11 protein-coding genes and 1 pseudogene are annotated in these 15697 nt (G+C 41.1%); 4 read left to right on the top strand and 8 right to left on the bottom strand.

Annotated features, from left to right (window positions below):
• Window positions 1-66: 66 nt before the first annotated feature.
• From BV902_RS07585 to BV902_RS27260, 6 genes are all read right to left on the bottom strand, one after another.
• Window positions 67-3249 (bottom strand): glycoside hydrolase family 2 TIM barrel-domain containing protein, encoded by a 3183-nt coding sequence (locus tag BV902_RS07585; RefSeq protein ID WP_237242014.1) that lies wholly within the window; start codon window positions 3247-3249, stop codon window positions 67-69.
• A gap of 87 nt (window positions 3250-3336) precedes the next feature.
• A complete protein-coding gene (locus BV902_RS07580) occupies window positions 3337-5091 on the bottom strand; it encodes a family 43 glycosylhydrolase (RefSeq protein WP_075991415.1) in 1755 nt (584 codons plus the stop codon).
• Window positions 5092-5248: 157 nt separating this feature from the next.
• Window positions 5249-7246, bottom strand: coding sequence for a RagB/SusD family nutrient uptake outer membrane protein (locus BV902_RS07575; RefSeq protein ID WP_075991414.1), 1998 nt, complete (start codon window positions 7244-7246; stop codon window positions 5249-5251).
• An 11-nt stretch (window positions 7247-7257) separates the two neighbouring features.
• Window positions 7258-10458: a SusC/RagA family TonB-linked outer membrane protein gene (locus BV902_RS07570; RefSeq protein WP_075991413.1), complete on the bottom strand. Its 3201-nt coding sequence runs from the start codon at window positions 10456-10458 to the stop codon at window positions 7258-7260.
• 507 nt (window positions 10459-10965) lie between these two features.
• On the bottom strand, window positions 10966-11412 hold the full coding sequence (locus BV902_RS07565; RefSeq protein WP_083663507.1) for a nuclear transport factor 2 family protein: 447 nt from the start codon (window positions 11410-11412) through the stop codon (window positions 10966-10968).
• Window positions 11413-11460: 48 nt separating this feature from the next.
• Entirely contained in the window at window positions 11461-11622 is a 162-nt protein-coding gene (locus BV902_RS27260) for a hypothetical protein (RefSeq protein WP_157625934.1), read from the bottom strand.
• Window positions 11623-12042: 420 nt separating this feature from the next.
• On the opposite strand from BV902_RS27260, the pseudogene BV902_RS28025 reads away from it, so the two are divergent.
• Window positions 12043-12459, top strand: a pseudogene (locus BV902_RS28025) (DUF5777 family beta-barrel protein).
• 155 nt (window positions 12460-12614) lie between these two features.
• Here BV902_RS28025 and BV902_RS07555 read toward each other — a convergent pair.
• Window positions 12615-12800: a CsbD family protein gene (locus BV902_RS07555; RefSeq protein ID WP_046672091.1), complete on the bottom strand. Its 186-nt coding sequence runs from the start codon at window positions 12798-12800 to the stop codon at window positions 12615-12617.
• 128 nt (window positions 12801-12928) lie between these two features.
• Window positions 12929-13324 carry a hypothetical protein gene (locus BV902_RS07550; protein WP_075991410.1) on the bottom strand — a complete coding sequence of 132 codons (396 nt, stop codon included), beginning with the start codon at window positions 13322-13324 and terminating at the stop codon, window positions 12929-12931.
• Window positions 13325-13651: 327 nt separating this feature from the next.
• Between BV902_RS07550 and BV902_RS07545 the strand changes: the two genes are divergently transcribed.
• From BV902_RS07545 to BV902_RS07535, 3 genes are all read left to right on the top strand, one after another.
• The gene (locus BV902_RS07545; RefSeq protein ID WP_075991409.1) at window positions 13652-14017 is read left to right on the top strand and encodes a hypothetical protein; all 366 of its coding nucleotides are present in this window, start codon (window positions 13652-13654) and stop codon (window positions 14015-14017) included.
• Between the two features lie 79 nt (window positions 14018-14096).
• Window positions 14097-14627, top strand: coding sequence for a sigma-70 family RNA polymerase sigma factor (locus BV902_RS07540; RefSeq protein WP_075991408.1), 531 nt, complete (start codon window positions 14097-14099; stop codon window positions 14625-14627).
• 42 nt (window positions 14628-14669) lie between these two features.
• Window positions 14670-15695, top strand: a complete 1026-nt coding sequence (locus BV902_RS07535) for a FecR family protein (RefSeq protein ID WP_075991407.1) — start codon at window positions 14670-14672, stop codon at window positions 15693-15695.
• The last annotated feature ends 2 nt before the right edge of the window (window positions 15696-15697 follow it).

Below are 15697 nucleotides of genomic sequence, written 5' to 3'. Positions count from 1 at the left end.
TGCCGAAAAATAAAATAAGCCCTGTACAACAATTACGAACAGCTGTTGCTGTACAGGGCGTTATATTTATTCGACTGGTTTTATGATAAAGGAGAATGTATAATTTTTATAAGGCAATGTATATTCATTCAGCGGCCATGCTCCCCAACTATTGATTCCACCCACACCCATTTGTCTGAGGTCAATATTAAGTTGCGTTTGCTTTCTTTTAACAAGGTCAGCTGCATGACGTTGTTGTCGCTTGAGACCATCGTCCAAATCTTTGTCAAAGTAATGCAAAGCGCTCATACTAAATGTAGAATCAGACGTAAAGAACAATCCCCGACCTTGTTTATTTTTTATTTCCATCCATCTGATATCGGTCTTATTGCCTGTCTCCTGTGGCATTACATAGGGGAAATACTGTTGATCAACGGTCTGCTTATAAATTCCGACATGTGATGCAAAATTACGATCGATGTAGTTCTCCTCTGGTCCCCTACCGTAGTAATTAATCGCCTCAAAGCCAGATGGCATAATCCATTGCATACCGAAACGTGGCAGAACTGCAACCTTTTTTGTGGTGTCGGCAAGGAATGACTGAGAAACACGCATTTCACCCAATTGATTAATGCAGTATTTCATTTCTAGTTGCCCATATACCTGAGGCATCTGGTAGGTCGCATATACATAGGCCAGGCTATCGATTAATTCGGATCTAATTTCAAGCAGTTCAATCGAATCCGCAACCAGTTTCCAAGGTTTCAGTTTTTCCGGCGTATTGGCACCGAAATCGTTATCATTCGGCGCACGCCAGAAATTAGTCTTAAATAGCGCATGTTCATCCAAAAAATCCTGTCCTTTATAATGATATTTCGCCAACCATCCTGATTTAAGGTCAAACTCCATCAGTAGCTGTTTTGCCGTGACAATCAGATTTCCATCTTTTCGCGCTGTCTTGATTTTGCCCTGTGCCAAAATAGCTGTTTTAGGCTGAAAAGAGCCCCCCAGAGGTAACTGTTCAGTTGCAATAAGATGCCCCATAGGAAGTAAAGCCTCGGCTTTTTTCAATCGATAAGTCAGATTCAGAAATTTTTCCCCCGGAATATCTGCTTTATAAGGAATCGATAGTACAGCAGATTGTTGAGGCAACACATTCAAATGCTTGATTAAACCAGATTGCGTTTTTTTTCCGTCAACAATAAGCTCCCATTGAAGTTCAACATTTTCAAGTCCAGTAAAAAAACGTTCATTGTAAACCTGTATCTTTTTCTCGTTCAATAGGCTACTATGGATATCTTGATATACTTTTTTCATTTCCCAAGCATGTGGATAGGGTGTTCTATTGGCATAAAAAATTCCTTTGGAAGCATAATTCCAGTCCGTTATGGCTTCTTTAGGTTCATAATCTCCGCCATAGGTATATACCGTATCGCCTTTAGCATTGGTTTTAACAAAACATTGGTCCACAAAATCCCAGATATATCCGCCTTGAAATATTCCTTTGTTTGCCCGAATGATGTCCCAATAATCCTTAAAGTTTCCCAATGAATTCCCCATGGCATGTGCATACTCACATTGAATAAAGGGTCTTTGAGGCTTTGGGTTACGCGCTGCATAATTTTTCATTGCGGATGGACTTGCATACATAGGTACAATCAGATCCGTATTCCAGTCAAATCTTAATTCCCCATAATTATTCACTGCCCTTTCGTATTGTACAGGGCGACTTTTATCGAGCTCTTTCATCCGGAGGTAGGCCCGATAGAAATTGTAGCCATTTCCGGCTTCGTTGCCCATACTCCAAATAATTACGCTAGGATGATTCCGATCGCGCTGAATAAGGCGTTCAACACGAGCAACATGTGCTTTCTCCCAGGTCGGCCTATTGGCCATCGTATAGGACAGGTCATAACCCATGCCATGTGATTCGATATTAGCCTCATCAATTACATACAATCCATATTGGTCACAGAGCTGCAACCAATATTCGGCATTGGGATAGTGGCTGGTACGAACAGCATTGATATTAAATTTTTTCATGAGCTGTATATCGCGCAACATACTTTCTTTCGAGATCACATGACCAGTAACGGGATCTGTTTCGTGCCTGTTTATTCCCTTGACAAGTATAGGCTGTCCATTAACGAGCAACAGACCTTCTTTGATCTCAACCCTACGGAAGCCCACTTGCTGGGGAACGATCTCGCTGAGTTTGCCCTTAGGGTCTGTAAGTTTAACAGTCACCTGGTATAAATTTGGCATTTCGGCCGACCATAGTTCAGGATGGTCTATGGTCTGTTCAATATCCATTTCCTGTCCGTCGACTTTAACAGTTGCAATTGACACAAGCCGACCGTTTCTATGAAGTGTAACCTCTGCCATTAGATCCCCATGACTGGCCTGGTTAAAGATCAGCTTAGTATTTAACTGTCCTTTATCAAAGGCATCATTGAGGGTCGGCGACAATTGAATATCACGTAGATGCACTGGTTGCCGAACCAGCAGATAACAATCTCGCGTAATTCCACTAAGGCGCCACATATCCTGATCCTCCAAATAATTTGCGACTCCCCATCGCATGACACGCATTGTAATTAGATTTTTTCCTTTTCTCAAATATGCTGTTATGTCAAACTCGGATGGTAATTTGCTATCCTCCCCATACCCGACATATTGGCCGTTTACCCAAACAGATAGATTCGATTTGGCTGCCCCAATATGGAGAATTACGGGCTTTCCCTGCCAATCCTCGGGAATAACTACCTCACGGCGATACACAGCCGTAGGGTTGAAATCCATCGGCACAATTGGTGGATTTGGTTTCCCGATTAAATAGGTAAATTCAAAACCGGAGGTAGTATACATCGGGAAACCGTATCCATTGAGTTCCCAGTTTGCAGGCACCTGAAAATTATCCCAATGACGATCGTCATAAGTTAATGATTCAAAGTTAGCAGGTAGTTTTGAAGGGCTATTTACCCATTTAAATTTCCAGGAACCATTCAAACTTAAATACGCAGAGGATTCACGCCAATCGCTGTTGATGATCTGAGACGTATGCGGAAAGGTCACAAAATCTGTATGCATGGGCAGCCGATTTTCTTCGGTAATCGTTTCATCTAACCAAGGGATCCCTTTTCGGACAACAGTATCTTGCTGTTGCATTTTATTCCGCTCATAAGTCAAGGTAATACTGGATTGCGCATACCCCAAAGTGAAGACACAGCTATAGAGTAGAATAAGCACTAATTTATTCAGAGATTGCATTTTTTATTATTTATCGATTAATAAATCATTTCAAAAAAGATTGATTTGTTTAACTGAATCTAGGTTAAATACAGCTATATGATCGAACTAATGAAATACACTTAAATCCCACTGATCCTTCCAATTTATCTGGACTTTTTCATTCTGGAGATCAACCGGTAACCAGATATATCTGCTATCCATAAGATCTTTGGGATTCCAGCGGTCGGCCATAAAGATAAAGGAATCCTTTTTTCCTGCGACAGGAAGGATAAATGTCGATTGGCCACCATAAGTCAAAGCCGAATTCGGTCCTTGCATTGGATCACCAAGGGATTTCCAAGGGCCAAAAAGATTTGTAGCAACATGGAGTTCTGCACGATTTGGATCCCAGCCAGTACATCCACTGGTGATCAGATAATACTTATCTTTGTACTTGAATAAAGCCGGGGCTTCCCTATGATTCCGGAAGAGTAAGGAATCTTTCGCTGTCACATGCAGGTAATCATCGGTTAATTGAACCAGGCGTAAGGCATAGTTTTCGTCCGATGAATAGATTTGGTAAGCCTTACCATCAGTGTCTACAAATAAACCCATATCGCGTGACATATTGTTATTTGGCCGGAAGCTATGGACAAACTGAAACGGCCCAAGCGGAGAGTCACTGGTAGCAACGGCGGCCCTGGCTGCTGCATAGCCTTGCCCTTTCAACTCAAGATGGAACCACATCACATATTTCTTCAGCTGTTCTTGATAGATAACCTTTGGCCGCTCCATAATACAGCCCCAAGCAATATCGCTTGTAGAATCTGTGCTAGGTGTGAGAGCCAATCCTTCAAACTTCCAGTTATACAAATCATTGGATGAGTACACATTGACTCCCTGGGACGTAGTTCCGCCACGTTTCTCACCATACCAATAATATTTCCCATTTTGATGAAGTACGCCACCGCCATGCGCATTGATCACATGACCGGATTGGTCTTTCCATATTTCCCCTGGCGTAAAACTATGCATCTCAGCATGTTCCTTTTTTTGATAAACCCGGACATAATCAATTTCATATTTTGCAGGAAGTAATTTATCAGCTATCGTGCCGCCATTTATTCCGCCGAGGGCCAAATTTAACAGGAGATAATGCGGTTGGGTAAACGGATTGAATCCTGTACCATCCCGATTGACCAGTTGATCCATAGGAACGTGAAGCATTTCTATATCGTCCACATAAAGCGTAATAGCGTCTTCATTCCAAATCATTCGCCAAATATGGAACTGATCTGCCCACGCCTTTCCGCCAAGATCTTTGACGGCTTTCGTCTTACCAAACCAATGTGCTTTCCAGCGTTGGTCAGTACCGGTTGCGATATTAGCCAATATATTGCCACGGTAATATTCCATGATATCTATTTCACCATTGGATGGCCATTCTTTGGTGGTGCCTAATGTCCAGAATGCAGGCCAAAGGCCCTCACCAACTGGGATACGCGCCCGGATTTCAAAAATCCCGTATTTCCAGCTCTGCTTGCCCAAAGTATTTATCGAAGCCGAAGTATAGGTTATCTTTTTACGGCCGGCAATCCAATCATGACTGCCCTGAATAAAACCTGAATGATTACGTTGTTCTTTTTTTGCTTCAATAACCAACAGGCCATTACGACAGGAAGCGTTTTCTTTTTGATACCATTGCTCTTCCCGGTTACGTTTGAAACCTTCTTCGTAACTCCATTTAGCCGTGTCGGGTGCACCATTATAATCAAACTCATCCGACCATACCAATTTATACTGTGGTGGGATGGGCTCTTGACTATATGCGGCAAAACAACTTGACAGCAAACTAAGACAGACAGATAAAAGTTTTTTCATGATTTAGTTTAAGTTTCTTTGAGCTAACAGCTCTTGATGATCAGTAAACAAAAATATCCCCCTTTTTCTGCGTGATCAAGGGGGATATTGAGTCAAAAAGAGGGATATATTCGTATTTGTGTAATAATGAGATGACACATATCTATTTTCATATTTTCTACAGTCCGGTTGGGGCAGTTCCACTGATAAGTGACCATCCTGGATTTTGATAAATAACAGAGTTTTCTGCTGTTCCGTCATCCGAAGCCAACTGGAAATGCTCTGTGGCAATGGGTGCGAGGTAATGCGCCATGGCAAATTTTACACCGGTATAAGACAGGGCATTGCTTCGGATCTCCAATGGTCTGAGGTATTCACTCCGTGCGGGATCTGAAACGACAGATTTGTCATTGGTAGCACCATAAATCAATTGTTCGGGTGTATACCAATCTTTCATCGGTCCCCAAAGTTTAAAACCTTCAAAATGGTCTGCTGTTGTAATCAGTTGATCCATAGCCCGCCAACGCTTAAGATCCATCCAACGTAGACCTTCAGCCATAAGCTCACTTCTGCGTTCGCGACGTATATTGTACAATGTTGGTGATATAAACTGTCCTGCAGAATACGCGCCCCAATCTTTCTTTTCTTTATCCATTTGCGTTGCCGCAATGGTCGCATTGAAATCAGGATCGACTTTAGCCCGTGTACGCAGTGCGCGCCAATAGGCCTGTGCCTTCGTATCTAAATTTTGATTCTTTTCATAACAAGCCTCCATATAATTGAGGTAGGCCTCGGTGGCTCGGAAGGTAATGCTACCCGTAAATCCCTGACCGTTGAGCGTTTGTAAACCGTCGTATGAAATGCCTTTACGAATTGTATAACCTGTTGTGTAACGTCGTTCCCAATCGGTATCGTATACAGTCGGAGTGGGCTCTATGAGCGTGTAGTGAGTACCCTGTCCAATATTGACCAATACATTCTTTTGGCCAGGTTCTTTTAAAAACAATTGTAAACGGCCATCGCGATTCTTCCGAACATCTGCTATGTAATTATCACCAGCATAACCGCTGCCCGAAGCGTAAATAGGCAGTCCATTGGACATCAGAAAGCTTTCGACAAGGCCGCGTGTCAAACCAACCGCATAATTTCCGCGTTGTGCATACACAGGCACATTATGTGTCACCAGGCTTTGATTATATTGACGCCACAGCAATACTTCACCATAACTCGACATATCTACTGCGCCAAACATGCTGAAGTAAGGATTCTCGTTGTTGGCAGATTCTATAATTCCGGTATTATTTTCCAGTTGAATATTGTCAGCAACAGCAGAAGCCGATTCCATGGCCTGCGTTAAAAAGTAGTCGATTTCTCCGGTAATACTTCCAGTCGGGAATGCATAATTGCTATTGTATGATTTTGCAGCACCCGGCCAGTTTGGTCCTTTAGGGACGAATGCGGTTCCGCTGAAGTATTTGAGCCATGTACCCTCATACAAAGCCACTCGGGATTTGAACAGTTGCGCGACATTTTTTGAGATCCGCTGTTTCTTGCCGTCCGGCGAACTTTGGTTCAGCAAGGTAATAGCCGAATCCAAGTCAGAAAGAATAAAACGAGCCACTTCATTTCTTGGCGAACGCTTACTTGCTTCTACCAAAATATTCTTGTCCTTATCCGACATCACATTGCGAATAATTGGGAAATCACCTAAGGCCTGTAATTTCCCAAAGTAAACGTAGGCCCGTAAAAAATAGGCTTCACCGATATAATGTGCAATGTTACTTGAATTTCCGAGAATACGATTTTCTTTCCATTTGGGAACCACCGTATTTATAAAATAATTCATCTGATAAATACTTGAAAAATCCCAGTCGCCGCCATTCGATCCTACGCGCCATTGGCCTGGAATAAACTTGTTATCGAGTGTTGGAATAGCCATATTGTCTGTATTTCCGTCTATGCCGAAAGTGCCAAATGACCAGTTGCCGTGTGAAGGAAATAGGCCCGCATATTGATTTACGGTATAAGCAGCTAGTTGTGACTCCTCATCCAGATAAGCTTCAGGTATAATGGACGAAGGGGGTGCAATATCCAAATATTTATTGCAGGAAGCTAGACCTACCAAAGCGACAAGGCCTAATTGCATCAATCTAAAAATAGTATTATTGAATTTCATAATGAATCGACTTAAAATGTAACACTTAAACCTGCAGACCAGACTTTAGTCAATGGATAAACGGTTCCGTTGCTTCCGCCATCAATAGTTTCGGGATCAAACATTCCCGCTACACTTGAGCCGGTCCAGATATTTTCTCCGGAAACGTATACACGCAAGCGCTCCACACCGAAACGTTTTGTTGTTTCTTTCGGCAAGGTATAGCCCAGCTGAATATTTTTTATGCGGATATAGGCTGCGTTCTGCAAAAAGCGCGTCTGCGTCTGCTGGTTTTTAGCAGTACCAAAAACAGGACGTGCGTAATATGCTTCAAGATTTTCACCCAGGGGATTATCTGCAGTACGGAAATAATCAAGATGATCGACCAAGCCCGTTGACCACCATTTTGAAGTTGCGCCCCAAAAATAGTAGCCCCCTTGCCAATAATCGCGTTTCATGACACCTTGCATGAAAATGCTAAAGTCAAAATTTTTGTAGTCCGCATTCAGATTCAATCCAAAGGAGTAACGCGGTGTGCTGTTTCCAATCACACGACGATCACCTGGATCGGCCTCTGTATTGCTTCCACCATCTATTTTTCCGTCTCCATTAAGATCAGCATACATGATATCTCCTGCCCCCCATTGTGTTCCTAATGCATTTTGTCCACCATTGGGCAAGCTCGCCAAATGCTGGCTCATTTGCTCTTCTGTCTTGGCAATACCAAGGGTTTGATACCCCCATATTTCACCCAGCTTTTGACCTTCACGATAGTTTGATAATGACCCTATTGCGTTAGGATAGCGTGTTACTGTTGTGGTATAATCAGACAAGAGGAACTTTGCTCCATATGCAAAACCACTGGCAGTACGGTCATTCCAGCCCAGGGTAGCCTCAAATCCTCTTGTTTTTAAGTCGGTGTTGTTTGTTTGAGGAACTGTCGTCCCTAATGTATTAGGTAACTGTGGAGCTGGGCCGACCATATTAAATGTTTTCCGTTCGAAGACCTCAAAAGACCCAGAAAGGCGGCTATTTAAAAAGGCGAAATCGACGCCTAAGTTCTTCGTATTGATAGATTCCCAGGTCAATAAAGCACTTACGAGGCCTGGAGCCGATGCAGAATTTGGTCGCGCATTATTGATCAGCCAAGCACCATTGGCTGTCCCCGTTGGTTGCGTAACATAAGTCGGATACCAGACATCGGTATTTTGATTGCCTAGCTCTCCGTAGGAAGCTCTTAATTTCAGCATATTAATAAATGGTGCCGACTCTACAAGGAAGTTTTCTTTGGCGATGTTCCATCCCGCAGAAACTGAAGGAAACCAGCCCCAGCGGCTATCGCTACGGAAACGTGATGAACCGTCATAACGCAGATTAGCTTCCAATAGATATTTTTCAGCATAATTGTAATTCAATCGGCCGAAGAAACCCGCTGTTGCCCATTTTTGATATTCGCCAGATACAGAAGGTACTACTGCTTTTCCATTGATATCTGTGCCGGAAGTCAGATTCAATACCGGTTGATCCGGGATAATGATTCCGTCACGTTGCACACCGAGATTGCGATAGGCCGTATGTTCAATCTGACCACCGACCATAACTTTAAAATGATGGTCGCCCCAGCTTTTATCGTAATCAGAAAAGATATTGATGTTATAATAGTTTTCCTTTAAACCAAATTCGTAGACGTTTGAAGAGTTTTTATACAAATAAGGATCACCATTCACGTCATGATTGTAAAGACGCTGCGAATCCCAGTGACGAAATTGAGTTGTGGTCCTATAGTTAAAATTACCGGTTGTACGCCATCCTTTAATTGGTTCAAGGATCAGCTGTAACTGTTGATAAATGTAATCCTTACTGGATTTATCCTGTCCGCCTTCTTTCATGGCAAGTGCAGGTGAAGGAGAACTGAACAAGTATCCATTCGGATCATAAAGTGGCAGCGTTGGCCAGCCCTGTCTTCCTAAATCATCGTAAAAACTATTGGTCAATGCTGCAGGACGGTCATAGTCTTCACGTACCAACCTAGCGTTGTAATTTACCTGAAAGATGTCAGATACTTTAGAATTGATTTTAGCCGCAACAGAGTAACGGTCGTAATGGTCTGTATTGAAGGCCATCAATCCTTGTTGCTTCATGAAATTGCCAGAAAGGTAATAGGTTGTTTTTTCGGTTCCGCCATTGAGACTTAGGTTGTGCTCCTGGGCAAAAGCCTGATCCCGGTACATGACGTCGAACCAATCGTTATTATCGTTACCATAGGCATATCCTTCAGCCCAATACAACTTATTATTCGGATCGACAATGGTCGAATTTTTCAGGCTTCCGTTTTGATAATCCAAGATGCGCTGTAGATGCTCCGCGGAGAAATGCGGTGAACCGCCTGCGTTGACTTCGGCCTGATTGAAATATTGAGCAAAAGTGTAAGAGTCCATCATCTTAGGCATCAATGTCGGTGCGTTCATACGAAAGCTATTATTATAATTTACCGAAGTACGTCCAGCCTTTCCAGATTTTGTGGTGACCAAAATAACCCCAAAAGCGGCTCTAGAACCATAAATTGAAGCAGCACCAGCATCTTTCAAGACAGAAACGCTTTCGATATCTTGTGGATTTAATGCCGCCAAAGATCCTTCAGAGCCATCAATTAGGACCAATGGTGCCGAAGAAGATGTGCCGATTGTACCTGTACCCCGGATATTAATAGATGGATTGGTTTCCATCGTTCCCGAGTTTTGGGAAATATTTAGGCCGGGGGCCAGTCCTTGCAGTGCCTGGATAGCATTTCTTACAGGTCTATTTTCCAGCTGCTTGGCATCTACCACCGCAACAGAACCGGTCAGGTTTGTTTTTTTCTGCGAGCCAAAACCAACGACCACCACTTCATCCAAAACATCTCCTTCGGAAGCATCAAGCTGCACGTTAAGCTCGTAGTTCCCTTGGCTGACCTGTTTTAGCTGACTGAATTCAAAGCGCTGTTTCGCATAGCCTAGAAAGGTAAATTCTAATGCCGTGACTGTTGCAGCACTGAGTGTATATTTCCCCTGTGTATCTGTTTGCGCCTGCATTGTGGAACCGATATTTTTAACGGTCACTCCAGCAAGTGGCCTGTTATTTTCGGTAACCTGGCCCCGTACAGTTATTGACTGTGCATAAGTCTGCTGTAAGCTTAAAAGTAAAAAGCAGATAGAACAAAGCCAGCGCTGCGTTAATACTATTTTCCTTTTCATAAGTAAAACTGTTTAGTGATTAAATAATATTTTGATGAAGAGTAACATGGCAATACGAGGTAGCAATATTGCGTTTCGTTAAGAATTCAAGGATCAAACAATCCACTTTTGATTGGTAAATTCATCATAATTAAACTTGGTTATTTAGCTGTTTTTGAGCTTTAGCCAACTTACTTTCCCCACACCTATTTTTTATATAATTTGGAGAGGGTATTCATCTAATTAGGCAAACACTCTTGGTTATTTAACATCGTCAATACAATAAAATGTCGTATTGACACTTGCAATATTATCAAAAACGTTACAGAGGAAGGGGGGTATAATCTTCTTATTTTAAGGGGTAAATTCGTCAAATTAGGCTTTTTGACCTCATTAAAGGATATTCTGGTTTAGGCAGACAAAAAAAGCCACATCTCCGGATGTGGCTTCTGAACTAAATTTATAAACATGTTATTCACTAGGGATCAGCTTTTGGTATAACTGAGCTGGCCCGCAAATTATGAGCTTCTATTTATAGGAATTGATCGATTTGGATACTCTCCAGTCTTTACCTTCACGCACTAAAGTAACAAGATCGGTTTTGGTGAAATTTTCAAATTTCAAAGTAACCCTGGCCACCATATAATCTGTAGACTGTTCAACTACATTTGTGCTAACCGCGCAATCCAGGTGGATATTCTTTTGCTTTTTCAAGGATTTAACCACTTCATAGCGGCTATATGACTTTAAGGTGCCCGTTTGGACCTTTAGATTAAAATCTTCAGCAAACAATTGTTCTATTCCAGCCGACTCACCTTCAGTGATCACGGCGACATAGTGCTCTAGCGCAAAGTCTGCGGTTGATAGATTAACGCTGACCGGGTTTGATTTTGAACCCGGTCCTTCAGCTGCCATAGCAAATGTTGATACGGCCATTAAAGCTGCTAATGTGAATGTTTTTACGAGAGTTTTCATACTATCTTTTTTTGTGCTTTTTTACCTTGCTTATCTCTTGACTCAAAATTATCGCTCCAAATGCTTGTCGCCCACGGATTTTAGATCAATAACCAGCAGAAGTCGCTGAATGACTGAAATGAAAAAGTAAACTTCAAAATGCATAAAGAACATACGATCAATTTTAATAGCTCCGTGCCAAAGACCATACCAGTTGGCCCCAAGGTTCATTTATGCCTTTTAAAGCCCATTATGGACGATCTAAGATTTTCTTCAAAAAACGAAATGTACGCATGCGAACAGTTCTTATCCGAATTGTTCACATACGTACAGCACATTAAAATGAAATAGAAGTTTAATTTTCTATACATTTTGAAGTGAATGACGATATACAATAAAAAAGAAACGTACTTGTTTGCCTGATCAGAAAGATCAGGCATCAAATTTTTTCGGGGGGACAAACAGGCTAGTAACACGGTACAAGCTCGCGAGACATAGGTTTAACTGGTCATCTTCGAGGGAATATATCGGAATTACAAACTCATTCCCAAGGTAAACGCGACGCCTTTAGATTCCAGGTCCACATTTCCTGCCAGCTCCGATAAGTCTTCGGCAGCAAGCTTTGAAGACTTCAATGATCGATTGAGTTATATGACGCAGCTCATCATTACCCGTAAATTTAGCTCAAATCTATCGCTCGTTGTGGTCCCAACCTTTCTTCACCGGAGCTATACAGCTTATAACGATCAGAATACTGTATTTGCTCTTGGTATTGGCGAGCGGGCCAAGGTCAGCAATAGGATCGCATTAGTAGCAGACTATACATTACCCTTCCGAAAGTCGTCGAACAAAAAATACCGTGAAGATGTAAGCGGACAGCATTATTATAATGCATAAGGTGTCGGTTTGGAAATGGATACCGGAGGCCATATCTTCCATCTCAATTTTACCAATGCAACCGCAATACAAGAATCTCAGTTTATTAGCGAAACAAATAGCTCCTGGCGTAAGGGACAATTCCGTTGGGGATTCAGCATTGCACGCCGTTTCAATTTTAACAAAAAATAAAAAAGCAATTGCTCCATCGTGGACTTGGAATCAAAATAATCTGTCCAACGTAATAAGAATTCAAAATACTTAAAAGCATCATCGGTTGATATGCTCTTAAATCAAAAAAGCGGATAACAATGCTGTTTCCGCTTTTTTATCACACAATATTAAATCTACAAATCATTTAACCACTTATTTACCTCATCTTGTGTTTTACCGGTCTTCTTTTGAAGTTTACCTACCAATTCGTCTTCTTTGCCCTCGGCATATAATAGATCATCATCAGTAAGATCTGCATATTGTTGTTTTACCTTACCTTTGATTTCGTTCCAACGGCCTTTCCATGTTAATTCGCTCATAATTATTTTCCTTTCGTTGTTTATTAATAGAACAGTATCTTACAGCTAATCGTTTAAAAAATAATGTTATAAAATGTTAATTCTATAACATTCACCTGGTAAACAGGCGCTTTCTATTCTTCCTAGTATTATTTCCGGTTACAATTGGCTGTCCATACCTTGCTGTCTTTTGTATAACCAATTGTCAATTTACCGGCATCAATACGGATAACTCCTGTACCTGCCGAACCAATGTTGACCAAGACGTTATCCTTTTTTTCAAAATCTACGCCGTTGAGATTTGGAATGCCATTTCCAAAAGCGAAATTATAGGTATCGCCAACTTTTGTTACGGTAACTGTTCCTTCTGCAGCGGCAACATCATTGTCATTGTTATTCATATCATCATACGAGATAGTGCCTTCATATTTACCAACAAAAAGATCGTTGTCGGCCGGATCATCGTCTTTGCTACATGATGTAAAGCCTACCAATACCGTTAAAATAAGCATACCGAGTCCCAGTGTTTGAATTAATTTTTTCATACGTTGATGTGTTAATGTGAATATTATATTTTATTACAGCTGGGTAAAATTCAAACTTTATGCCAGTGCAAATGCAACCTTAGAAACACCCGTATCAAACACTTAAGAAGGGGTATAAATACCGAACTAGTGAATAAATACACAACGATCGTATGCAGATATCCGTTAAATACCCCATTTCTATTAATAAGTCATTATGATTTTTTGTATTTTTAAGACCATAACTGGTTTTTCCCTCCACATTGGAGTAATCTAACTCCAATCTAGTGGGAAAAACCTCCGGTATAATGCATGATTAGATCCCATATAAAAAAAACAGCCTTATTTATGAAATTATTTTCCGTCTTTCTATTTTTTATTGCCCTCCAGTCTTGCACCGTTCAGCGGATAGGAAAAAAAGAAAAAGGTTCTTTGTATATCAATACATCAATCCCCGCACATAGTTCCTTAGCCATCTCAACCGAAGATGCCAGTCCATTTTCCATTGAGACTAAAAAAAGCTCGACCGGTCGGCTAAAAATTTTGAATGAATCAGAGGAGATTGAGATGGAGAAGGACAAAACATACACACTGAATGTCAACCAGAAAGGGAACATCGTATTCCTAAATCAATCCGATCAAGGAACTAATATCCAATTGAGAGTCTATAACCATACATCGAAGATCATTCAGAAAACAAATCTCATCCACTAAGAAAGGAGACAAAATATTTTTAAAAAAACTTGGAGCAAAAGCGCATTATCGCTAAATTCATTTATTCCAAGCCTACACTATGGAAATCAATTATGCGCTTATCGTTCGAAGATTCGAGGAATATTTTGACCTATGGAGTTCCAAAGTATACCAATATGCAATCCATAAAACCAAATCTTCTTATCTAGCCGAAGAAACCGTACAGCGTGTATTTATCAAACTCTGGAAAAATATGAGTGACAAAAATATCGATGCCACCATAGAATCCCAGATTTTCTGTATCACCCGAACAGTGGTGATCGATCTGGTCAAGGCAGAGTATAACCGTAAGAAACTTTTGGATCACGATCAGACATTTGTCTTACGCCATAGCCCTCAGGATGATTTTTATGCCAAACAACTTACCTCCACACTCCATGAAATTGTCGATAAACTACCGGAGAAACGCAAGGAGATTTTTATGCTAAGCCGATTTTCTAATCTTTCGCATAAGGAAATTGCGGACAAGCTGGCCATATCAACGAAAACTGTGGAAAACCAATTGACACTAGCACTAAAAACCATTCGAAAGGCTTTACTGTTCGGTATGCTGATGCAAATTATTTTTTAATTTCTTTGGGGGGTACCTCATTTTCAATCGTAATCTTTATACATGAAGATTACAAAAACACTCATCGACAAATACCTAAGCGGTAAGGCCAGTGCGGAAGAAATTGCCGCAGTAGAAAATGCGCTGGCCAATAACGAGTTTTATTGGGAGGATTTTATGCCGGAAACGGAATGGCAAGCATATGAGATGGATTCGGATTTTAAAAACCAAAAGGAAATAAAAGGGCATATTTTCAAACAAATAGGGCAAAAAAATAAGGATCGTTTCAACTGGTTAAAATATGCGGCTATTATCTTCTTCATTGGAATCGGAGCTTGGCTGGGATTAAACCAGATCGATTCTTCTAAATATAACACCGCATATCGTAGCGCAAAGAAAGTCCAGCCCACACCACAAGAGCAACCAAGTAATTTATATTATATCAATTCAGGTAATACCATTCAACAAATTGCAGTTCCAGACGGTTCTACTATCGACCTATACCCCAATTCTGAAGTAAAATTCAGTTCAGATTTCACAACTATTAGAGCGCGGGAAATCCAATTAAAAGGTAAAGCCAAATTTACGGTAGCAAAGGATAAGACAAAGCCTTTTCGCGTTCATACGGCCGATTTGACAACAACCGCACTTGGCACTGTTTTCAGTGTGGAAGAAGGTGGTAGCGCGATTACGAAAATAAAACTCTATGAAGGCCGTATTGAAGTCAAAAGCAATCAGCATTCTGAAAATAAACAGGCCTTAAATCTACAGTTTCAACCCAACGAAGAAATCAGCATTGATAGCAAGCTACAACAGATCATTGCCGAAACCCGAGTCAATACTTCTCAATCCAGCAAAAGGGGATCTTACTTAAAAACTAGCGGACAACTGATCTTTAAAAACCTCCCATTGCAAGATGTACTTCACATCATCAGTCATAATTATGGCCTTAAACTAAGCGTTGAACCTAAAGATATACAAAATAAATATTATAGTGGAACGTATAAAAATACAGCATCTGCATACGTCAACATGTTAGCTGATATCCAAGCACTCCATAAAATAACCATTCATGTACAAACCGAATAACA

Origin of the sequence: Sphingobacterium sp. B29, assembly GCF_001952815.1 — a bacterium.
In the GTDB taxonomy this organism is placed as follows: domain Bacteria; phylum Bacteroidota; class Bacteroidia; order Sphingobacteriales; family Sphingobacteriaceae; genus Sphingobacterium; species Sphingobacterium siyangense.
The sequence above is the reverse complement of the archived record's forward strand: the minus strand, read 5'-3'. Positions and strand labels throughout refer to the sequence as shown.

Excerpts from the sequence above, each read along its gene's own strand:
- BV902_RS07585 (WP_237242014.1), bottom strand. The coding sequence starts at position 3,249 with ATGCAATCTCTGAATAAATTAGTGCTTATTCTACTCTATAGCTGTGTC.
- BV902_RS07580 (WP_075991415.1), bottom strand. The coding sequence starts at position 5,091 with ATGAAAAAACTTTTATCTGTCTGTCTTAGTTTGCTGTCAAGTTGTTTT.
- BV902_RS07575 (WP_075991414.1), bottom strand. The coding sequence starts at position 7,246 with ATGAAATTCAATAATACTATTTTTAGATTGATGCAATTAGGCCTTGTC.
- BV902_RS07570 (WP_075991413.1), bottom strand. The coding sequence starts at position 10,458 with ATGAAAAGGAAAATAGTATTAACGCAGCGCTGGCTTTGTTCTATCTGC.
- BV902_RS07565 (WP_083663507.1), bottom strand. The coding sequence starts at position 11,412 with ATGAAAACTCTCGTAAAAACATTCACATTAGCAGCTTTAATGGCCGTA.
- BV902_RS27260 (WP_157625934.1), bottom strand. The coding sequence starts at position 11,622 with ATGAACCTTGGGGCCAACTGGTATGGTCTTTGGCACGGAGCTATTAAA.
- BV902_RS07555 (WP_046672091.1), bottom strand. The coding sequence starts at position 12,800 with ATGAGCGAATTAACATGGAAAGGCCGTTGGAACGAAATCAAAGGTAAG.
- BV902_RS07550 (WP_075991410.1), bottom strand. The coding sequence starts at position 13,324 with ATGAAAAAATTAATTCAAACACTGGGACTCGGTATGCTTATTTTAACG.
- BV902_RS07545 (WP_075991409.1), top strand. The coding sequence starts at position 13,652 with ATGAAATTATTTTCCGTCTTTCTATTTTTTATTGCCCTCCAGTCTTGC.
- BV902_RS07540 (WP_075991408.1), top strand. The coding sequence starts at position 14,097 with ATGGAAATCAATTATGCGCTTATCGTTCGAAGATTCGAGGAATATTTT.
- BV902_RS07535 (WP_075991407.1), top strand. The coding sequence starts at position 14,670 with ATGAAGATTACAAAAACACTCATCGACAAATACCTAAGCGGTAAGGCC.